The sequence below is a fragment of the Mesomycoplasma ovipneumoniae genome (genome assembly GCF_033343935.1).
In the GTDB taxonomy this organism is placed as follows: domain Bacteria; phylum Bacillota_I; class Bacilli_A; order Mycoplasmatales; family Metamycoplasmataceae; genus Mesomycoplasma; species Mesomycoplasma ovipneumoniae_G.
Window position 1 is genome coordinate 15,800 of the sequence record NZ_JAWPGQ010000008.1, and the last position, 22,960, is coordinate 38,759.

The window sequence follows — 22,960 nt, forward strand, 5'->3', positions numbered from 1 at the left end:
TATGAAACAAAAAGCAAAAAAAATTTTTTATAGTTCTTTGTTATTAACAAACTTTATAGCTGCTGGGGTTGTTTCTACAATTTTAATCATTAATCGTATAAGTCCTAAAAAATCAGAAACACTTAGTTTTCAGGATGTGCCCGATGCTGAAAATAAATTTTTTACTAGCAACACCAAGCCTGAGGGTTTTGCTAATCCGGCAGACAATCATTGATTTACTTCGCAATATTGATCAGATTTGCTTCAAAAAAATCCAGAAAGAGCTAACCAATTACGGCAAAAATATCCATCTTTTGAAAACAACTTGTTCAAAAACTCCGATAACAATTTGCCACTTTTTAAATTAAGTAGCTTTTTTCGATCTGAATTTAAGAAAAATAATGACACATTAGAATTTGACCAAATAACTGATCAAGGTGTATGAAAAGATAAAAAAATTATTAATAATTTTGTGATTTTAAAAAACTATAATGACTTTTTCTCATTTTTTTCAAAGATAAAAAATGATAATTTCTACAAAAGAGTACTACAAACACCTGATTTTTTTCAAAAAAAGTCAATTATTGCTTATGTTCGACCAATCTGAAATTATCAAGATTTAGCCTTTACATCAAAAGCTAAAAAACCATTTTTTAATCCAAATTATACTTTTTTTGAGCCAAATAATCCCAATAATGTTGGGATTATGTCGTTTGACTCAAAATTCGAAAAATTTTTTACTTCTGGCCTTAAATATAACGAAATTATTGATCCTTTAGTAGTTAATAATCCGTTTGTTTCGATTATTGATTCAGATTTTTATAATGAAAAATTTAATATTTATTACAAAATTATAAACAAGTCAATTGAAAATAGTTTTAATCCTAAATTTGATATTCATATTAGCAAAATTGAAGATCTTGTTCTTTATAATAACATTGTTCGTGATAATGATTCTTCAAAATTCAAAGAATTTCTTTTAAAAAAACAGGAAATTTTAGATAAAAATAACCTAAAAAGCACAAGATTATATGCAAAAACAAATAAAAATCAACTAGAAAACCTAAAATTTTTTTCAACCTTAGAAGAAACAAAAAACCTAATTGTATCAATGCAAGATTCAATAAATTCAGAATGAGGTGATGCATTTGTTCCTTCAAAACTTTTTATTCCAACAGAAGATAATTCTGAAGTTTTTAATAAATTTATTTTAAAAAAACAAGATGCAAAAAAAATTTTTGATGACGAAATTTTGTATTGAAAAGTTGATGAACAAGCTAAAAAAATAAAAATTTACACCTTTAATTATAAGGATTTATTCCCTAATTTTGCAACAGAACCTCAAAATTTTAAAATTGAAAATTTAGAAAAACTTGAAAAAATTGATATTGGAAATACAACAATAACACAAGTTGAATTTTCTAAAATTGAAACACTAGATCAATTCAATGATTTATATAATCAAATAATAACTAAGAAATAATATTAAAACCTTAATTTTCTATTTCTTTTTTGGGTTAGCACGATTTATTTTTCATAGACTTATCAAGCTTTTTTACTAATTTTGTATTAATTTATTACCACCTATATGCAAAATTGACTCTTTGTGTGCAATTTTGCATTTTTCTTTTTTTATAAATTTGCCTTAAATTCTTCTGTAAAATGTAAACTTTTGCTTTTAAAAGTTTCAAATTCAGAAATTTTGCTGTGTGTAATTTTGTCTTCAACAGTCAATTTGAATTTTTTCATTTTGGCACCCTTTTTGAATCAGCTAAATCAAAACACTCAGTTATAGTTTATCTAATTTCACATTTTTTTGTATAGACTTATTTTTTATAGTAAAATTTAACTCATAAACATTTAGGAAGGGCAGAACGATTATGAGATTGAGCATTTTACCTAGAGTTTCAAAACGAAAACAAACAATTTTATTAGCAACAACTCCTGCAATAATTGCGACTTTAACCATTGGATTGTCCCAACAATTAAATCCTTATACAGGTCTAATTCCTAGGCCTCAAATAGTTTTTTCTCCCCAAAACAGAAATGAAATTCTAAAAGAACCAGAAAAACCAGCACAAACTGAAGTCCCAAAACCCGAAGTTACTAAAATAGATGTTCCCAAACCAGTTGAGCCAGTAAAAGTAGAAACGCCAAAGCCAAAACCAGTCATAACAACTCCTGAAAAAGCAATAATAGTACCGATAAATCCACCTAAGGTCCAACCTCAAACAATTCCTCGTACTGAAACAAAAGTAGTTAGTCAATCACAAACAAATGTTAATTCTAATCTTGAAGCACTAAAAGTAAAAGCACTAGCGCGATATAGTCAAGCAATCGATAATTCAATCAAAGAAGCAAAAGCAAAAATTGCCGGATTTCAACAAGAAATTGACGAAATTAACCGTATTTATGATCATCATTTTGATGATCCCTTTTATAATCCCAATAAAGTTACAAAATTAATCTGAGAAAATTTTCGGATTCAAAAATTACGAACTTTCGATGGTTCAAATGCTCCTGAATACCAACTTGAAAGAATTAAAAGCGATCTAAAAATACTTGAGGAGTTAAAACAAACCAAAAAATCATTTAATCAAGAAGAAATTAAAATGCTTTTGCGGGGAATGTTGCCTTCAACTGATTCACCTTATGTTTGGGGTTATGAAAATGAATCTGATAATCCTGTGCTAAATCAACTAAAAGCAGCAAATAATCGCCGTCTTATAAATATTCCTTCATGATATTCACGAACTCCAGGAACAATTTCTGATCTAACTTATGAGGGATGAGATCGTCAAGATGTCTCAAGTGAATTTAATGGAATTGATAATTCAATTGGAAATTCAGTAAAAGTTTATAATTATACCCCTAATGATAAAAATGAGGACAAAGCTAATCGTCAACCGCTCAAAGTTATTGTTCTTGATGCTAATGACAATAATGCATTTAAAAAATTTCAGGAAATTTTAGCAAAAGTACTCCAAAAAGATAATAAAATTCAAGCTGTTGTTCTAAAAAATGTCGGTGATAAAAACTCAAACCAAAATGTTGAAAAAATTTTAAGTTCAATTCCACCTTCAATTAAAAAATTAACGCTTTTCCTTGATAATTACAATGCAACGGCTAATTTACGTCCTTTAGAAAAAATAAAACTTGATGAACTTGAACTCTATTCAAATATTGATGCATTATCAGATAACTGGTCAATTAATCCAAATGCGCTAAAAAACATTGACTACATTAGTTTTGATTATAATAATGCCGCAACTTTTCATAAAAATCATCCTAGTGAAAAAATACCTGGATCAATTGTTTTTAGCACTTTAGCCTGAGATGCTCAGGATACAATTCAAACTGTTGATGAAGGTCTTTCAATTGTTTTTGACTCAAAAGTTTATCAGCGAATTTTCCAAGGATCTCATGGTGGTAAAGGTGGTCGTCCGGTTAATCTTGATTTTTCACGGGCAAAAAACATCAAATCACTCAAAGGCTTAAGTCTTGAAAAATTAGATAAAATCTGAAATGATCATGTTAAAAATTGAAAAGATGACAAATATTCTAACGAAGATTTTACCGGATTTCGTCCGATAAAATTTAGAAAATTAATTTTTGGTCTTGATGATGCCAATAATTTTGTTGCAAAATGAGATGATTTTAACGGCGGACAATTAAATTCACGGCTAACCTTTGACGAGCCAGGTGGAGCTCAAATTGAGTTTCGTGATAATCGCGGGGTTCAACCTTCAAGTCCAATAGTCATCTTTTTATCTGGTACACCTAGCGGAGACGCGATAACCGAAATTAGCGCCTTTATTAGAGCAGCAAATTCACGTAGTTTATTGGTAAATCGTCTTTATGTTGAAAATGAATCAGTTTTAAAACAGGTTGGTTCACGAATTGGTATTGTTCAAGTTTCAGTTAAAAAAGCTGACCAAAACACTGTTCAAGAGGGATTTTCAGGAGAGCTATAAAATGAAAATTAAATTTTTATTTCCACTTTTATCTGTTCCATTTTTTACAATCGCTTGTGGTAACAACCAACAGCAAAAATTACCTTCAGAACAAAATCAACAAAGTCAAAAAACCCTTCCAACTGAAGGAAATATTTCAAATTCACCCCAAATTGACCTAGTTTTTCAAAAAATTGATTCAAATTTTGAATCACTTTTTGGTCAAAAATCAGAAAATGAATTCAAAAAATTCATTTCCGAATCACAAAAGTCAGTTTTTCAACTTCTTGATAATAATGTTAAAGATTTAAGTAAAAAACAGGAAAAAATTACCCAAATTAACAATATTTTTACTGCTCTAGAAAAAATTGCACAGCAAACTCAATACGATCTTGAAGCTCAAAGATCGACAGCAACACTAACCTTAGGCGCACTTAAAGATATTTTTAAAGAAGAAAAACCAACCCAACCGCAGCCGCCTCAAAGTCCCCAAAATCCTCAATTATCAGAAGAACGTGATAAAAAAATTGCTGAATTAACTAATAATTCTCGTCCTTCTGGTCAAAATTTTAGTCGTTTTTCCAATGATGGTAAGCGGATAATTCTTGATCAATATGAAAATGATTTTCCCGAAAAAGAATGAGATTGGTATCGTATAAATTCTAATTTTAGCGGCGGTGGAATTGGTTTTGGATCTACAAGCGAACTTGAAAAAAAGCCGGAAAATTTCCCAAAAGAAAAGCCCGAAACTATTGCAAAATTAAATCAAAAAGCAAAAGAATCAGACCAACCTTTATTTGAAAAAGCACAATTTCGCCTTTTTTCCTTGCCGATTTTTGACGATAATGGAAATACAAATAAAATAAAATTCAATACTTACGAGGCAGGATTTAAAACACCGGCTTGATGAAAATCCAGCGAAAATTCTGACTATACTTTTGGTGGCCCAAATCGACTTGGTTTGCCAAGAAAAATTGTTTCTGAGGATTATAGGAAATTAATTCCAAATGTTGTTTCAATAAAAATCGAAAATTTAGTCGTTGATGATGCCTACCAAAATAACAATAACAATCCAATTACACGCACAAATTTTTCCTTTGGAACCTTAGGAATTTTAGACTACCAAATTCCGCAAAATTCATCCTACCCACTAAAATGATTCTTTTTAACTAACGCTCACGTGGCAAATAATTTGCAAATCGCCAATGATTTTCATGAAGGCAAACATTATGGACGTGATTTTTCAAATTATAATGATTCTGATTTTCGTTTAAATACACAAAGTATAACTCTTACAAAATTAAAACAAACTGTTCCTTTGAATACAATTTTACCAACCACTAGAGGAGCAATCGTTGAGGATGAATTTTATAACACAGTCAAACTTGATATCAAAGAAAACAATGGCAAAATTTACAATAACGGTTCGGAATCTCCAGATTTAGCTGGCGTTGCCAACCAAACAAAACCCCGCCAAAAACCAATTCAAAGTATGAATGTTAGAACTATTTTAATGGGTTCAGACGTTTTTAAATTCAAACCTAGCGATTTTAGTGATCAACAAGATCTCCAGAATGTTGATGAATTTCTTGATTTTGCAATTATTGAAATAAATTTCAATAATGAAGCAGAAGCCAAAAAAATTACTGAAGAATTTTATAATAATCACAAGTCAAAATCGCTAAAAATTTCTGAATTTAATCCGTTTAATTCAGATCAATATTCAAAACTAGAAAAAACACCTTTCTATAGTTTAGGTTACCCTGGTTCAAAAGGCGACCCTACTATTTCTCAAAACGATTATCCAGCCGATTTTGCCCAAAGAAACTACAGCGTTTCGCCTTGGATTAATAAAAATTTCCGTCTTTTTAATTCTAGAAACGAAAAAGATCCTTTAATTAATGGTGGTTCTGAATTTGCCTGATCAAGATCCTATCGCAGTTTTGTAAATCTTCCTGGAATTAGCGATTATTTCATAACTGCACCAGTGTTAGCTAAATCTTATACAAAACTTGATTATTTTGACCAAAAAGACAAACAACGTAAATCCAGAAAATATTTAAACGGCGGACTTGGAACTGTTATTGATAATTATACTGCAAGCGGTGGTTTGTCTGGTAGCCCTGTCTTTTTTAAAGATGGTCAACTTTATTCTGTTGTTTATGCCTCAGATTCACAAGCTTCAGCAAATTTAACATTAAATTTGCGTTCTTATGGCTATGATTATAAAGGTTATTATGGCAAATATAATCTTCCTAAATATGATTTAATTTACGGCGATTCTTCTAGTGATGCTCAACAGCAAAAATCTTATTGAAAAGCGCTTTCTGAACTTTATAAAAATGAAGGCAATTTTAAAACTAATCTATTTCCTGAAGGTCTAGCCACACAAAAAGATGTTTTTTCAAAAAAATAGCTTATTTAAAGGGCTATTTTTTTGATTTTAAGGCAAAAACAGCAAGTCAAAATTTAGCAAATTAGTCATCTTAATTATTTTAGTTTTACAATTTTGCATAAGTATTTTGTTTTATTTATAAAAATCAAACCAAAACTAGTACAATCAAAATCACAAATAAAAGACTAATTGCCTGAATTTTTCTGTTAATTCAAACTAAAAAAGCTAAAATTTTAACTAAAAAAGTAAAATTATAAGATTTTTAAACAACTTTTTTAGTTAAAGTGCCAGCAAAAATCAATTTATGGATAAAATAACAAAACCATAAAAAAATACAACTACTATTTAAACTCAATGCAAATAGAAAACTCTTTTTATTTAAATTGAACCTAAAAAAACATATGAAGTTTTGAAAGAACAATAACTAAAAGCCCTAAATTTATAGATTTCTAAACGGTTAAATTTAAGGCATTCCATCATATTTAAAAATATAATGGATAATTCGCATTTTCTGATTTTTTACGGCAAAAACATAACTAATTCCCCCTTAATTCTAATCTCAAAATTTATTAATTTATTCTTAGTGACTCTATTATAACCTAAATTTTTTTCAGACCAAGCATTTTTTTTATTTTTTTTACAAAGGGTTAGTTTCAAAATAATAAAAATTAAGATTTAACCTCAAAAATGCCCGTAAATCCGGTTATTTTTGCATATTTCTATTCACTAAAAGTGAATTTTTGCCACAGGCGGATCTCAGAGTTTTTAGGCCTTTTTTAGATCTTATAAAATTAAATATTTATACTTTTATAAAATCCCTGCTAAAAAGCCTAAATTTTTAATATTTAACAGATCCAAAAAATAAAAAAATCCAAACATTTGATTGTTTGGATTTGTTGTTTAAATTTAGGTTTTTTTACAAAAAGCCGTCTATAAAAGCTTGTTGGAAAAAATAGATAATTGCTCAAAAAGTTAGTGCAGTAAAGCCAAGACCGACAATGACAGATGCTCAAATAAATGATGATTGTAATTTAAGGCCAATTTTTTCTTTATTTTTTTTCAAAAAACTTTTCAATCTAGTCATATTTTATCCTTTTACGGTTGATCCTTGACGTGAGACTGCACTCATTATTCTCTTACGAAAGACAAAATAAGCAATAAACATTGGCAGAATAGTTAAAATTGCCCCGGCCATTCTGATGTTTTTAAAGTAGCCTCCAGGAATCTGGGCGGTCTCATCAGCTACTCCAACTTTTTGTAAGAGTCAAGTATTTAGCGTAGTTAGGTCAGCTGAATTAGACTGTAGTATTAAAAGTGGCCAAAGCGTTGAATTTCAGGCTGAAAAAGCAGTTAGAATTCCGACAGTTCAAATTGTTGGTGATATCATCGGGGTAGCTACCTTAAAGAAATATCTAATTCCAGAACAACCATCAACCATTGATGCTTCTTTAATTCGATCAGGAATTTCTTCAAAGGCATTTCGAAACATAAATCCTGAAAAAACAGAGGCAACAAATGGACTTGTCAAGGCAAAAATTGACTGAAAACCGTCATTTCAACCGAGCATTACCATAATTCGGTATTGACCAATTAAAAGGGCAGTCTCAGGAAGAACTAAAATTGAAAGGAAAACTACCCAAGAAGCTTGTTTAAATTTTCATTTTCTTAGCGAAAAGGCATAGCCAAAAGTCATTGAGAAAAAAACTTTTGCAACCACAGAAATTAAAGTAACTAAGATCGTGATTCCAAGAGCAGCAAAATAACCTGACTGGGCAGCTTTGACAAAATTATCCCAGGCAAAATGATTAGGTCAGTAAACTGGAATTCGGGTGTCAAGAATTTGCTCTTCAGGGGAGAGGGAATAGACTAACATAAAATAAAAAGGAAAGACAATTAGTATTCCAAAAAAGAAAAGCACGATAAATTTGAGTAAAAAGCTTGAAATTGCACTTGTAATATTTTTGTTGCGGACTTGCGAATTAATTGACTCTGTTAATTTAGCGGTTTTTTTGTCGCTAATATATTTTAGAATTTTTAATTTTATAATGAACATTTTTCTCCGTAATTTTGTCAGCTACTAAAAATATTGTGCTTAAAAACTTTTTGACAACAACTGAAAGGGCAATTCCAAAAACAAAAAGATAAATAGTTAGCGCTCCTGCTTGGGCAAAGTTAGGTGTTCCGCGCACATTTTTGTAAATATAGATCAGTAAAGTTGCGCCCCCGTTACTAATTGCTTCAGTTTCGTTGGCAAAAATACCAATTGGAAAGACCTTAATTCCGCCGATAATTCCGATTGTAATTAAAAAGTTAATTGTTTTTGAAACTGAAGGTAGTGTAATTTTGAAAAATTGACGAACTGGGCTAGCACCATCAATTGCCGCTGCTTTATAAAGTGTTGGATTAACTGAAAGCATTGCGGTGGTTAGAATTAAAACTTCAAAAGCAAGACTTCTTCAGACTCCAGACATTAAAACAACTAAAAGTGCATTAAAAGATGAAGGATTTCCGGAATTTAGTCATCTTGTTGAAATCCCAAAAAGACGGTTAATAAAGCCAGTTTCACTATCAAAAATATAGGCAAAAGCAACTGAAACGGCAATTCCTGAGGTTACATAAGGTAAAAAAAACACTGTCTGTCAAAATCCACGGGCATATTTTCGGTGCAGCGAGGCAATTGTTGAGGCAATAATTAAACTAATTATTAGTCCAAGAGGTAGAGCTGCTATTGAATAAATGACAGAATTTCGAATTGCAATGTGAAAATTAGTATCAAGAGTAATTAAATCAACAAAATTATCAAAACCAAATCGAGTATTTCCGGCAATATTAGGGTTAATTTCGATACTTACAGACTTAGAAATTGAGTATAAAAATGGCAAAAAAGTAAAAATAAAAATAACTAAAATTGAAGGCAAAAGTATTAAAAAAGGCTTTCAAAATGGTTGTTTTTGGTCTAGAATTCCCAGTTCAAGATTAGTTTTTTTAATTCGCTGTTTTAGGAAATATCTACTAATTAAGTTCATTGGATTCGCTCCCTTGTTTGATAATCAAATAGATGTAATTTTCCTGATTTAATACTAAATTTGACAATTTCGTCAATTTCATAGGACGGTTTTTTACGTAAAATTATTGAAATTTGACCGATATTTTCAACATCAATTTTGGCAAGAATATCTTTTCCTAAATATTCAATCACGCTAATTTTACCTTGAAAATTACCAGCTTCATTTTCAACTAAATCTTCAGCTCTAATTCCGACTCTTATTTTTTCATGTTGATAATCTTTTAGTGATTCAAAAATTATTTGATTATCAACAATGACACTTTTTGTTTCTTTGTCATAAAAAGCATCAAAAATATTCATCTCAGGAACACCTAAAAATGAAGCAACAAATTCATTTTTAGGATTATGATACAACTCAGTTGGAGTTCCAATTTGCTGAACATATCCAGTTGACATACAAATAATTCGATCTGAAATTGACATTGCCTCTTCCTGGTCGTGGGTAACAAAAACTGTTGTTATTCCGATTTCAGTTTGAATTTTTCGAATTCACTGACGAGTCTGAACTCTTAATTTGGCATCTAAGTTTGAAAGTGGCTCGTCCATTAGTAAAATATCAGGATGTCGAACAATTCCACGGGCAATTGCGACTCTTTGCTGTTGTCCACCAGAGAGTTTTGTTGGTTTTTTAGCTAAATTTTTGGTTATTTCAACTTTTTCGGCTGTACGTAAAACAGCACGATTTATTGCTTCTTTTATTGAAATATTATCATTTTGATACTCTTGATATTGCTTTAATTCTTGCTCGTTTAGTTTTGAAGTATTAAGGGAAAACTTATTAATTAAGTTTCTTTCATAGTCTAAAAACAGCTTTAAAGTTTCCTTTTTGTAAGTTTTTGATTTAGTCTTAAGCGATTTTAAAAGCAACAAATTCGGTGAATGACGAGTATTTGTCTCAAGAAATTTCTTTTTTGTCTCAAGGTAAGTCTGCTCAAGATTTGCAAGTTTTCCTGAATTTTTGATTTGATTTTTTTCATTTTCAATTTCAGTCTTAAATCAAAGTTCTTTTTCTTTTCTTTTTTGATTAAAAGCCTCAATTTGTTCTTGATAATCTAATTTGATTGACTCAGCATCTTTTAGACTTGTTTTTTTAGTAAAATTTTCATAACCTTGTTGAATTTTAGCAAACTCAATTTTTGAATTACTAAGAAATTGTGCTTGCAATTTCTCAAGTTTTTCCAATTTTTCATATAAAAGTGCTTTTTGTTCTAAAAAGTTTTGCCGAGCTCGAACTAGTTCAGGAGCATTTTTTATTGCGTATTTTTCTTCCTGAATTTTGTTTTTATGAGCTTTTTTGTCAAGTTTGGCTTGTTTTTTAATTTTGTCAACTTTTAATTTATAAGCTTTTCGAAAGGTAATTGCCTGTTGAATTGGGCAAATTTCACCTTCTTTTTTGCCAAAAATTCTTTTTCAAAAAGCTCAAAAAATTGATGCAGACTTGCCTAATTTTAAGAAATCAATAGTTAAATTTTTTATTTCAGCCTGTTTGTGTGCCTCAATTAAAAAATAGTCGGTCTGAAGTTGATTTAAATTATGATAAATTTGTGTTTTAAGTTCGTTATAATCATGTTCTAATTGACGATAAATGTCAAAATAATCAAATAGTTTATTTTTGTAAATTTCAAGATCTTCAAGTGAAGCACCGTTTTTAGCCAAAACAATTGAATTAGCATTTACACGTGCAAGCATCGATTTTTCAAGTGCTTTTTGCTTTCATCTTGGATCATTATGCAAAGAAAAAGCAATGTTTCCAAAAACATTTAAATGCGGATAGAGCGCATAATTTTGGAAAACAAGACCAATTTTACGTTGCTGAGGTGACTTTCGGGTTACATCATCGCCATTAAAAATAATTTGACCTGAAGTTGGATTCAAAAGACCAGCAATTGCATTTAAAATTGTAGTTTTTCCTGAACCTGAAGGTCCTAAAAGTGTAACAAGTTCACCTTTGTAAATTTTAATATTTGCACTATCAACAGCAAGTGTTTCACCAAAGTCAATTGTTAAGTCTTTAATTTCAATTGCAGGGATTGAAAATTTCGATTTATAACGACTATTTGAGGCCTGCCGAATTTTTTTTAACTCGGATTCAAAGTTATTTTTTTCGATTTTTTTATTATCATCTGCTTTTTTCATATTATTTATTATTTCCACTTTTTGTATCTTTTGAATTTTCTAACCTAAATTTATACCAGTCAACAACATTGTTATTTTCATTTTCTTTACCTAGAACTAAAAAGTCAGAAATTTTTGCAAGACCTCGTGTTTTATAGATAGATTCAAGATTTTCATTAAGCGAAGATATGCTTGAATCTTTTAATTTTTCATAAATTCCGAACTTTTTATTAATGGAATTCTCAACTGCTGCTGCTTGTTTTATTGAATTATAATAATAAATTGTAGCCTGGTTAGTTATTCCTGAAAATCCTGATTGCAAAGTTGGAACCGCAAGCCCTGCTTTTATTATTTCAACTCCATAAGATTTATAAAATCCATTATGACCAAAAAATAAACTTCCAACATAACGGTTAAAAGAACGTGCTGGACCTGTTTTTGGGTAGACAAAATAAACTTCAGTGCCTTTTGGCAACATTTTTTCGGCAAATTTAGTTGCCCGACCAGCATATTCGGCCTCAAGTCCTTCAGTTTTTTTATAAGTTCCAGATTGGGACGTTCCTATCTCGGGAGTGTCAATACTTTCAATTCTGACATTAAAAACAGGTTCAATTAGAACTTCGCCAACAGATTTTAAGGTCGCTGTATCGCCATCAGTCCATTTTTGAATTTGAACTTTTTGCAGGTTAAAAAATTTTGAATCAGGCAAAGTATCGTCTTTAAATTTCAGTTTATCTTCTTCAGTTCAAGAATAATTTGGATTAAGAAATTTTGCAATGTCTTTGGCATATTGACTATCTTGGTTTTTCAAATCAAGCTCAGGATTTTGTGAAAAATCCTCTATTTTATAGTATTTTTGGGCCTGAAAGTAACCTTGGGTGCCTTGATTTGTTGTACAAGCGGCAATAAAAAAAGGGATAAAAGTAAAATTTATACTAGCAAAAAACAGCTTTAAAAATTTTCTTTTCATAAGACAAATTTATCAGATTAATTTTTTTCCTTAAATTCAGGTCCTAAATTTTGACTCAAAGAGTTTAAAAAACTTTCAAAATCAGGAACAGTGCCATTAGCTGCCTTAAGTGATTGCATTTGTGAAACGGTTGAGTCTAAATTTGTACGAAATTTAGAGGATCTAGAATCAGCATTATCATAAACAAGCGAATAATTTGCTTTAGATTGTTCATTATTAAAACGACTAAATTGCTCGAGTGCTAACTTTTGACCTTTGTTTTTTGGCTTAGAAACATCTGGGCTTAGCGTTGATTTTAATGGCAATAAATATGAAGTTGCTTTTGAAAAATACTCAACAGGAGTTATTTTTCCGAATTTTCCACCAAAGTCAACTTCTTCAGTTAGGATTCAATTTACAAAAGTCTTAACAGCACGGTCTTCTTTTTCATTTGCGTGAATAAAAATCAAATCAGGACCTTGGGCAGTAACGGCTGTAATTTTTGAATTATTGTCAAATTTGTGCGGTGCTGCTAAAACATCCATTTCCTCTTCGTTAAGTGAACTTGAGGCTTCTGCTATTTCAAGACCATTGTACCCGGTAATTACAATTGGCTTAAATTTTTCTTCTTTATCAAGAACTTTGTATGATCCTTCAATGATTCCAGAAGGAACCTCATCTCGGTCAGTAAAATAAAACAACTCTTTTTTCGGGTTTTTTTCTAGAAGACTTTTAATTTCAGCTAAAATTGACTGCTTAATTTTAACGTTGTCTTTACCATTAAGCGCTTTAACTTGAATATCTTTTGAGATGTCTGCCAAGTCTGATTCTTTAATTACTGCCGAAAATTTTGCATTTGGGCTGTAAATATGTTCAACATTTTCGTGAGTAAAACTTACTTTGTAATTTTTGTCATTTGCTCTTAAAAAATTGTGGCGATATCCTGCTGTTGATCCAATTGAAAAAAGTTGTTGATGATTACGGAAATAAGTTGAGTTATATTCACCAGGAGCTGTAAAATAAATCGACTTATCAGCCATTCCTTTGGTAATCAGATCATAAACTTGCTTTAAATTTTTGTATCTGTCTGATTCAGGTTTCTTGAAAAATGATGTATAACTAATAAGATTTTCTTTTCGATTTAAAACGGTAACTTCTTTAGATTTATCATTTTCTGACAAAGAACGTGAAAGCCCATAAATTAAAGTAGCTGCATTGTCAATTCCTAAAACTGATTTTGCCGCGGTTAGGCTTGAACCTTCAAGTGCTTTTGGAAATGCTTTGACAATTCTTGAAGATAATTTCTGTAAATCACTAAAGTTTTCAATGTCAGATTTTTTAAATTCATATCCAGAAAGACCATCGGTGCTTGGCACGTATTCTTTTCAAAGTCTTTTAATTTCAGCAACATCTTTAGGTTTTTGAGCCACTAATTTGGTAAATTCATCAAAAAAAGCTTTGTCTTCAGCTTTAATTTTTGCTGGATTGGTTGAGTCTTTCATCGCCTGCTCAATAATTCAGCCAAATAAAACTTTATTTACATATAAACCTTCAGAAGATTTTCCAAATGGAAGAGTATAGACTCCTTTTTCATCAAGAAACGGAATTTCTGAGTTAATTTGTAAAAAGTCCTCAATTCCTTGCTCTTTTAGGAATTTTTTGGTAATTTTTTCACTTTCGTCAGTTGGATCTTGATCTGATTTTAAATCAGAAACAATCGGAAATGTCATTTGATGTTTATTTACAATTGCCAATAAAGATGAATAATTTGTAACAATATTAGGTAATTTAAGTCGATCTTTTGTGTTTAAATAAGTGTCAATTTGACTAGATGCTCCTGGATACCCCCCTTGAAAGGATTGCTCTTTCATTTCTATAAAATCAGGTTTATCTTTTTGGGTTGTATTTCAAAGTTCGATAATTTTATTTAATGCTTTAAGTTCATCTCCACTTGAAGAAAAATTGTGACCAAAAACTAACTTACCGTCTTCAGGAGTGTCAAATCGACTAGCAACACCACAAGAAGCAATAAGTCCAACTGGTGCTAAAACTGATAAAGAAGATAAGACAATCCGACTAATTTTCTTTGCTGTGTTATTTTTATGCCTTAATTTTGTACCTTTTTTACTATGTGTATTCATTTTTTTCTCCTTAGTATTTTATTTTTTTGTATTTTTTTCTGTTTTTTCTTTGTTTAACTTAACTGATGCCCCGATATTCTCCTTTAGAATTCTAAGAAAAGTATTAAACTCAAGATTTAAATTCGGGTTGCCTAAAAACTGATTGTAAAGTTGAGAAACACTTCCTAGAGTTGCTTTTCGGAAAGTATTTGAGTCGATTCCGGCAGGTTCGGTAAAAACTCTATATTTTTCAGGGTTTTTTAGCTGATTTTGGAATTGTTCATAAGCAACTTTGAAAGCATTATTTTTTGCAAAAGCTGGATTTTGATCAAAATTTGATTCCAAATTTGCCTTAGTTGGATTTATGTTTGAAGCTGAAAATGCTAAAAAATCGCTCGGAGTTACAGTCATTTTTTTGTTATTTGGCCCGTCAAATTCAATTTTTTCTGAAATAAATCATTTAACAAAGTTAAGTGTGGCTTCATTTTCGACTTCATTATTGTAAAATCCGATCAAAGATGGGCCTTGGGACGTAACGATATTAAATTTATTTGATTCCTGTGTTTTTGAAGGTTCGTTGAGAAATTCTAACTCGTCTTCATTAAGTTTTTGGTGTGATTTTGAAAAAATAAAGGCATTTTCAGGTTGATTAAAGAGTTTAACTTTGTTTTTTGTTGATTCAACATAAAGTGAAGAGGTGTTTGAATCTTCTTTTGTTTTATCACCAACTCACTTGTCAAAATCAGAATCAATTGCTAAAAAATTAAAACTGTTTAAATTAGGCTTTGATTTTATAGCATTTTTTATTTTTTCAATTAAATCTTTGTCATCAGTTTTGCTTAAAGAAATTTCATTTTCTTGAACAGAAAATGAATCTGCTTCATAAACATAACCGGTTGAATTATCTAAAATTTGGTGAACTTTTGCAATTGCATTTGAAGGCATATTTTCTTCACTTACTATTTTTCAAATTTTAGATTTTGAGCCAACAGGGTAGTCAAAAGTTTTTGTATTAACTTTTAGACGTAAAAAATTTTGTCCTTGTTTTTCAAAGTTACGCGAATAATCACTTGTTGAAGTAATTGCAAAAACTAATTGGTGATTTTTTAAAAATTCACTAGCTTTAGTTCTGCCGCTTGTTGGGCCAAGTAATTTATTTTTTACTAAATCTGACAATATTTCATAGGCTTTTTTTGTATTTTGGTGACTTTTGGTTGTCTCATCAAAAAGATTTGTATAGTTTAGCGAAGCACCATCAAGATTTTTAAAATAACTTGAATTTTCATACTCACCATCTGCCTGGGCAAATGCTACAAAAAAGAAGAGTGCAGCTGTATCATTTAGTCCGAGTAAAAAGTTAACTTTTTCGGTTTGACTACCTTTTTCGGCATCAGGGAACGATTTTCTAACTCGACTTAAAAAATCAATAAGATCTTTGTAATTATTGAATTTTTCAAAACTAAAAGTATAGCCATCAAAACCGCCTTGATCTGAAGGAAAACTTTTGTACTCTCCTCAGACTTTTTTAATGTATTCAAGATCAGTTTTTTTTGGATCTAGATTTTCAACTCGTGTTTTATCAGATTCGCTAATTTTAAAATTAGGACTTGTTTTTGCTGATTCTAATATGTATGATAAAACCGGTTTGTCGAGCAAAAGCGCCTTTGAAGTTTTTAGTATTGGTAAAAAAGCTAGTGTATTTTGGTCAATTCCAGGTACATTTTTTGTTTCAACCAGAAATCTTTCATCATAACTATTTTTAATAGTTTGGGCTAAATCGCTTTGGGAATTTAGATCCAAAATCATACCGTGTTTATTTAAATTAGCCGCCAGAGCTGGGTAATTTAGTGTTAAATTTGGTAGTTTTTTTGTATCTTTAACTTGTAAAAATGTTGTTAAATTAGTTTGATCATCGATGTAATTTGCCGCGATATTTTCTAATTTCACCGGTAAAAATCCTGCCTGTTTGTCTTTAACTTCGGATTTTTGGTTTCATTTTTCAAAAATTGACTTTAGAGCTTGAGTTCGGGGATCTGTAAGCCCAAAAATTACGCGAAAATCGATTGTATTGTCATTTTCGGTTTCAAAATGAAGCGGATTGTCTTTTTGTGATTTTAATTCAGTGTGATTTGCATTTGAAAAACAGGATGTCAAAATAGCCAAAGAAGAAACCGGTCCTAAGCTAATTGCTGTTTTTAAAAATATTGACTTAAATTTGTTGATTTTTTCCATTGTTGTTAAATTTCTTTTTTAATAAGAAGATTTGCAGTATCTGTAATTAGTGTTTATTTATTTTTTAAAAGTGACTTTAATTTTCTAATTTTATTGTTCCAAATTGTTCTCCTGTTAGTTTTTAAAATAAAAAAGCACAACGATAAATTATCTTAATTTACTTAGTCAAAACTTTAACAATTTAGACCAACTAACAATAAATAATTTCCAGTTGTGCTTAACATTTGAGATTATTATATAACTTTTTAGAAAAAATTAACAAAATTTACGTTTTTTTCTTAATTTTGTTGAATTTTTTTCAAATTAATTAAATTTTAATTTGAAAAAGTTAAGCCTTTTGGTCAAAATTAACTCACGCTTGCTGAATTTAATTTTGTCTTCAGTGCTGTTAAGAATTTCTCAAAACTCGCTTGATCTTGTGATCCATCAGCAACAAGACGGCCCATTTGGTTTAGCGTAGATTTTACCTCAAGACGGATTAGCGCACTTCTTGAGTCAACTGGGTCCATATAAAATGAGTTGTGCTGCGGGTCATCATTAACGGTTTTAAAATTTTTAAATGCAGCTCTAAAGGAATTATTTTGCTGAAATTGTTCAGTATTAGACAAATTTTGGCCAAAAACTTGTTTTGTTGGGGCTAGATAATTTCCACGAAATGCAACATATTCGCTCGGACTACCATGATATTTCGCCTCTCCAGATTGGCCTTGGTAAGTAAAGTCTTGTTTGTGAGTTAGCATTCATTTTAGGAAATTTTTTGTTGCAATATCTTCTTCGGCATTTGAGTGAAAAGCGATTAAATCTGGACCTTGGTAAGTATAAATACTCTTTGAATCACTGCTTGAATTTTTAATTGGCTCTTGGAGGAAAACAACTTCATTTTGGTTTAAGTGTTTATCCCCACCTGGATTTTCAACACTGGCATTTTTTAGTAAAAAAATGTCGTTTTTATCATTTTTATTTGTAAGATTAATTATTTCTAAGTCAGTGTTTTTAATTTTTTCTTGATAAAACTTAGAAAAATCTTCACCAAAAACTAAGTAAGATTGACTAGAATTTTTTGAATTAGAATCAACAAATTCTTTTACTTTTTTAGCTTGACTAGTGTCTTTAGGATCTAAATAAACATTTGAATCAGCATAAGTTGAACTTTTAGTCTCATTTATTAACTGTGAGATTTGACTTGTTAGGACATTTTTTAGCTCATAAATTGCTTTTTGTGAATCTTTTTGGTCTGGACCCAGCTCACGAATTTGGTATGCTTGGATTTTTGAAGAAAATGGAATTTTTTCAGTTTTGCCATTTACTTGAAAGACAAAATTAGAATTTGACTTTACAAAACGGCGTTGATAATTGCTTGTTGAGGAAATTGCCATGGCAAGTTGGTGATTATTCATCAAATTGTTGGCAAAACTTTCTTGTGAAAATCTTCCTGGATAAAAAATCGCATCTGATTTAAAAAGATCTAAAATTTGTTCATAATTTTTCTTTGTATTTTGATAACTTTGCGAATTTTTATTAAATAATTTATCAAAACTAACTCGTTCTAAGTCTTTTGATTTTTCCCTTGTTACCTCAAACATAAAATTAGAATAATCCCCGTCAGCTGATGCAAAAATTTTGGCAAAAGCTAAATTTTCAATGTCATCAGTCCCAAAAGGAAAATCTCCTGTGCTAATGTCAGCTGGTTTTAATACAAATCCTTGTTTAATTCTTTTGGAAAAATCAAAAACTTTATCATAATATTTGAATGTCTCATGCGAAAGTTCAAAATTCTGTCAAGGATTAGGGTTTTTATCATCAAAACTTCGCGGTGCTCAGAGCTTTTTGATATGCTCCATGTCTGAGTCTGGCAAGGAAAACTGTTCAAAAAAACGTTTATCTTGCGGAGAATCTGCAATTTTAGCGCCATTTTTCTTTGCATTTTCAATAATTCAGGCCATAACTGGTCCGTCTATAACTAAAGTCTGCGAAGATTTAACAAATGGAATTGTATAAATTCCTTTTTCATCAAGAGTTGCGATTTGAGTATTAGATTCGAGAAATTTTGGATGATAAGTATCTTTTATAGCCTGAGCTAAATCTGGAAACTTGTTTAGATCTAAAAGCATTTTATGTTTAGCCGCACTTGCCGCAACAGCTGGATAATTTATTACAAGATTTAGGGTTTGATTTTTATCATTGGCAGAAAAAATTTGCTCGAATTTAGCAGCCATTACGGTGTAATCTTTGTCATAATTTGGAGTTAATTTAATTGGCAAATACTCGCGATTATTTTGATCTTTAACTTCTGGTTTTTCATTTCAAAGTTTAACAACTTGATCTAAGGCCTGAAATCTTGGCTGTTTTTCATTTCAACTTGTTACAAATTGAAGCTGCCCGTCATTATTTCCGTCAAATTTAAATTCCTTAGCATTCGTAGTGCCTAATGTACAGGATACTAAGGCTAATCCCGAGATAAGAAGTGGTGAGAATAAAATTGGTTTTGCTAGTTTTTTCATAGTTTTTTGATCCGTCTTTTTTTGTTTTTTGTTTTTAAAAATAAAAAATCACCCCAAAAAATAAATTGTTTGAATTAAAACAAGTTAATAAAAACAAACGGTAAATTTTTTGAGATGATTTTAAATTTGCCATCATTATAGCACAAATTTCCAAAAACAAAAATATTTTAAAATTTATTTTTAATGACCTGACTTTACCAGTTTGATGGCAAAAATTCACTTTTTAGTCAATACAAATATGAAAAAATACCGGTAAATCCGGGCTTTTTGACCTAAAATCTTAATTTTTTTTATTTTGAAATTAACCTTTTGCAAAAAAAAAAAAAAAAATGCTTGGTCTAAAAAAAATTTCTGTTATAATAGAGTCACTAAGAATGAATTAATAAATTTTGATATTGAATTAAGGAGGGATCAAGGATGTTTTTGTCATAAAAAAATCAGAAAATGCGAATTATCCATTATATTTTTTAATATGATGGACTGCCTTAAATTTGACCGTTTAGAAATCTACAAATTTATGGCTTTGGTTATTGTTCTTTCAAAACTTCATATGTTTTTTTAGGCTCAAGCAAATAAAAGCGAGTTTTCTATTTGCATTGAGTTTAAATAGTAGTTGTATTTTTTTATGATTTTTGTTAGTGTTTTAACTATAATTTATTTAAAAAACCATTTTTTTTGCAATTTTGGGGATTAAATTAGTTATCTTAACACTTGGAGCAAGTATAATTCAAAGGCTATTTTGTTATTAATTTGCGAAGTTTTGATTTCTGTATCTAATTTTGCAAGATTAATTATTAATTTTTCAATTTTTTTAATTCCGTTTTTATTATATAGTTCGACTGCTTTTTTAAGTTGGAAATCAGAAATATTAAGATTTTTAGTGATGTAAGAATCTTTTTTACCTGCTTTTTTATGTAAAAAAACAATAAAACTAAGCAATAATTTTGAGTTAATTTGCCCTAATAACAAGCCAATTGTGTGCCCTTCTAATAATTTTTGTCGGTAAAATTTTAGAACTTTTGTTAAATCAAAATCAACAAATGATTCAATAAAACCTCAAGTAGAATATGATGAGTAATCGCTTATATATTGGCGAATTATTGCTGAATTTATAGGTTTATTTAGAGTTTTTAGCTTTGCAATTTCATTATAAATAATTCAACCATTTAGCGGTAAGACTGATTCAAGCTCAAAAATTTTGGTTGCTTCTAATTCAACATTAAATTTTTTGACCATTTGAGCAATAAATTGCCCAACATTTTGTTTTGTAATTTGCTTGGCTTCAATTATTTTAGCGGCCTGGGGAGTAAAACGCTTATAAATTCATGAATTTTTGAGAGCAAAATTGGTTAAATTTTCATCAAAAACATATTTAAATATGATTGTGTGTTTTGTCTTTATGATTTTAGAAGCTAATAGATTATTTAATTTTTCATTTTTTGAAAAAAGCAAAAAATTATTAAAAATTAATACTTTTTTTTCGTTAAAAAGCGATGAATCTTCAAGGTTTTCCTGTATAAAATCTAGCGAATCATTTGCAAAAAAATTTATTAATAATGAGTTTTTAATTTCTGGGAGTCTGAAAATTTTTTCTTGGACAAGGAAATTGTCGCTTCCAATGATGAAAAACATACTAATGAAATTATACATGAAATAATTAAAAAAGCTAAACTGGATTGAATATTTAAAGTTAAAATTTGAAATTCCTGAATATAACCAACACTTTGGATGAAAAACTTGCTAATTCACTCAACAATTTGTGGATTAAAAATAAATATAAGCAAACTTGCGTATAAAAAAGTAAAAAAACCGGTGAAAACAATCGTATTTATCGGAGCCATAAGGTTGTAATATGAATTTAAAAAAGTTGAAAAAATACTGCTAAAAAAATTTATAAATAAGAAATTAACAACTACTTTGTGCCAATTTTTTGGAAATTTTATCTGATTTATAATTGTTATTATAAAACTGATTGTAAATGTCAAAACAAATCCTACTGAGTAAAAAATCAAAGGATTTATAGATAAAATTAAAATTCCACTCATTGATAGAAGTTCTATTTTATTAAATTTTTTATTCAAAAATAATTTATTAACTTCAATGAGACCTCAGAACAAAAATCCTCTTAAGAACGAAATTGAAAAATTGAACAAAAACAGTTGAAAAGTCAAAAAACAAAAAAACAAAGGTTTGTATATAAATTGCCGTATTTTTAACATTTTGGAAAATGAAAAAAATAATTGTTTAAAAAGATTAATATGAAATCCTGAAACGACAAAAATTTGGTACACTCCAAGATTTACTAATATTTTTCGAAATTCACTAGCATCCACCGGAGTTTCGGCAAGAAAAATCATCGGAATGAGCTTTTTGGAATAATTTTCTTGAATCGAGAAAAATTTTCTAACTTTTGCAAAAATAGTATTGCTTTCTTCTAAAAAAGTAATTTTTGCATCTTCCAAAACTAAAAAGGAACCTTTTGACTTCAAATACGAAACAAAGTCAAAATCTGATGTGTTTTTAGGTCTAACAAGTTTTCCGCTAAGTCTTAATAGTGTTCCAATTTCGTATTGATTGCCACGGATAAAAATTTTGTCACTCTCAAATTTTACAAAATTTCCAAAACTAACTTTATCGACAACTTTACTTTCAAAACTAACGCTTGAATTTGCAATTTTTGGAAACATTAGCCAATAAGATACTAAAAAAAACTCCAATAATAGCAGCAAAAAAATAATTTTTTTAAATTCACCAACAAAAATTAAAAATGAAACTGATAAAAATAACAATACAACTCAGGCAATTCTAAAATTATCAACTAATAAAATTGTAAAAACACAACTTAAAAAAATTGCTAGTCAAGAATAAAATTTTCTTGAAGAATTTTTAAAGTTGCCGAATCAAGATGCAAAGCTCATTCGATTTCTTTTCAAGTTATTTGTTTATTTTTTGATTCTTTTAAAAAAGCATGTAATTTTGTTGCTATTTTCTTGTTAGTGATAATTTTTTCTAATGCTTTTAGAGTGATTTTATTTAATGTGGATTTTTTCACTGCGGGTTTTAGGGAAATTTTTTGGTCACTTGTAACTTCTAGTTCGGATTCATATTGGCTAGTGTCATATCCGCGAATTACATCAAAATCGGCAAAAATTTGGCGTCATTTTGTTCCATAATTGAAAAATTTTGTACCAGGATTGCGAACTCCGTGTAAAATTGTTATAGAAATCTGCTTCTTCGGCCTGACATGAGATTGAAGTTTGTATGCTAAAAACGAGAATCCAGCAAGAGATCCAGCCAAAACAATTAAACTAATAACCTGTATTTTTTTCATGTACTTAGTTTAATTTTTTAACTAGTTTTTGTCTAAAAAAGGAAAAAAACATGAAAAAATATTTGTTTTTCATGTTTGTATTTATATTGATAAAAGAAATTTAATTTTAAGGGTAAAAATTATAATGAATATCTTGATTTTCCAGTTTGATGCAAAAATTCACTTTTTAGTGAATATAAATATGCAAAAACACGGTAAATCCGTGTTTTTTTGACCTAAAATCTTAATCTTTATTATTTTGAAATTAACCTTTTGTTTTTTTTAAAAAAAAAAAAAAAATGCTTGGTTAAAAATAAAATTATGATATAATAAGTCTCA

General features: G+C 29.4%; 14 protein-coding genes. 3 read left to right on the forward strand and 11 right to left on the reverse strand.

All coding sequences use genetic code 4. The features are described from left to right. Window position 1 precedes the first annotated feature (1 nt). From R7X45_RS02565 to mip, 3 genes are all read left to right on the forward strand, one after another. Window positions 2-1,462, forward strand: coding sequence for a hypothetical protein (locus R7X45_RS02565; RefSeq protein ID WP_318055802.1), 1,461 nt, complete (start codon window positions 2-4; stop codon window positions 1,460-1,462). 397 nt (window positions 1,463-1,859) lie between these two features. Next, complete coding sequence (locus R7X45_RS02570; RefSeq protein WP_318055803.1) at window positions 1,860-3,953, forward strand: putative immunoglobulin-blocking virulence protein; 2,094 nt, start codon at window positions 1,860-1,862, stop codon at window positions 3,951-3,953. 1 nt (window position 3,954) lies between these two features. Continuing rightward, window positions 3,955-6,348 (forward strand): Ig-specific serine endopeptidase MIP, encoded by a 2,394-nt coding sequence (gene mip / locus R7X45_RS02575; protein ID WP_318055804.1) that lies wholly within the window; start codon window positions 3,955-3,957, stop codon window positions 6,346-6,348. 895 nt (window positions 6,349-7,243) lie between these two features. On the opposite strand, the gene R7X45_RS02580 is transcribed toward mip, so the two are convergent. From R7X45_RS02580 to R7X45_RS02630, 11 genes are all read right to left on the reverse strand, one after another. Next, on the reverse strand, window positions 7,244-7,411 hold the full coding sequence (locus R7X45_RS02580; RefSeq protein ID WP_318055805.1) for a hypothetical protein: 168 nt from the start codon (window positions 7,409-7,411) through the stop codon (window positions 7,244-7,246). A 3-nt stretch (window positions 7,412-7,414) separates the two neighbouring features. Beyond that, entirely contained in the window at window positions 7,415-8,380 is a 966-nt protein-coding gene (locus R7X45_RS02585; RefSeq protein WP_044285977.1) for a carbohydrate ABC transporter permease, read from the reverse strand. Then, the gene (locus tag R7X45_RS02590; protein WP_303438183.1) at window positions 8,343-9,353 is read right to left on the reverse strand and encodes a carbohydrate ABC transporter permease; all 1,011 of its coding nucleotides are present in this window, start codon (window positions 9,351-9,353) and stop codon (window positions 8,343-8,345) included. The genes R7X45_RS02585 and R7X45_RS02590 overlap by 38 nt, the downstream gene beginning before the upstream one ends. Continuing rightward, window positions 9,344-11,530, reverse strand: coding sequence for an ATP-binding cassette domain-containing protein (locus tag R7X45_RS02595; protein ID WP_318055806.1), 2,187 nt, complete (start codon window positions 11,528-11,530; stop codon window positions 9,344-9,346). The genes R7X45_RS02590 and R7X45_RS02595 overlap by 10 nt, the downstream gene beginning before the upstream one ends. Before the next feature lies 1 nt (window position 11,531). Next, window positions 11,532-12,479, reverse strand: a complete 948-nt coding sequence (locus R7X45_RS02600) for a thermonuclease family protein (RefSeq protein ID WP_318055807.1) — start codon at window positions 12,477-12,479, stop codon at window positions 11,532-11,534. A gap of 17 nt (window positions 12,480-12,496) precedes the next feature. Further along, window positions 12,497-14,599 (reverse strand): P68 family surface lipoprotein, encoded by a 2,103-nt coding sequence (locus R7X45_RS02605; RefSeq protein WP_318055808.1) that lies wholly within the window; start codon window positions 14,597-14,599, stop codon window positions 12,497-12,499. A gap of 18 nt (window positions 14,600-14,617) precedes the next feature. Further along, complete coding sequence (locus R7X45_RS02610) at window positions 14,618-16,810, reverse strand: P68 family surface lipoprotein (RefSeq protein WP_318055809.1); 2,193 nt, start codon at window positions 16,808-16,810, stop codon at window positions 14,618-14,620. A 347-nt stretch (window positions 16,811-17,157) separates the two neighbouring features. After that, complete coding sequence (locus R7X45_RS02615; protein WP_318055810.1) at window positions 17,158-19,311, reverse strand: P68 family surface lipoprotein; 2,154 nt, start codon at window positions 19,309-19,311, stop codon at window positions 17,158-17,160. A 699-nt stretch (window positions 19,312-20,010) separates the two neighbouring features. Next, entirely contained in the window at window positions 20,011-20,943 is a 933-nt protein-coding gene (holA, locus tag R7X45_RS02620) for a DNA polymerase III subunit delta (RefSeq protein ID WP_318055811.1), read from the reverse strand. Next, complete coding sequence (locus R7X45_RS02625) at window positions 20,862-22,229, reverse strand: MAG0480 family ComEC-like protein (RefSeq protein ID WP_129644132.1); 1,368 nt, start codon at window positions 22,227-22,229, stop codon at window positions 20,862-20,864. The genes holA and R7X45_RS02625 overlap by 82 nt, the downstream gene beginning before the upstream one ends. Continuing rightward, a complete protein-coding gene (locus tag R7X45_RS02630) occupies window positions 22,166-22,642 on the reverse strand; it encodes an MAG0490 family ComEA-like DNA-binding protein (protein WP_129644135.1) in 477 nt (158 codons plus the stop codon). The genes R7X45_RS02625 and R7X45_RS02630 overlap by 64 nt, the downstream gene beginning before the upstream one ends. Window positions 22,643-22,960: the final 318 nt, after the last annotated feature.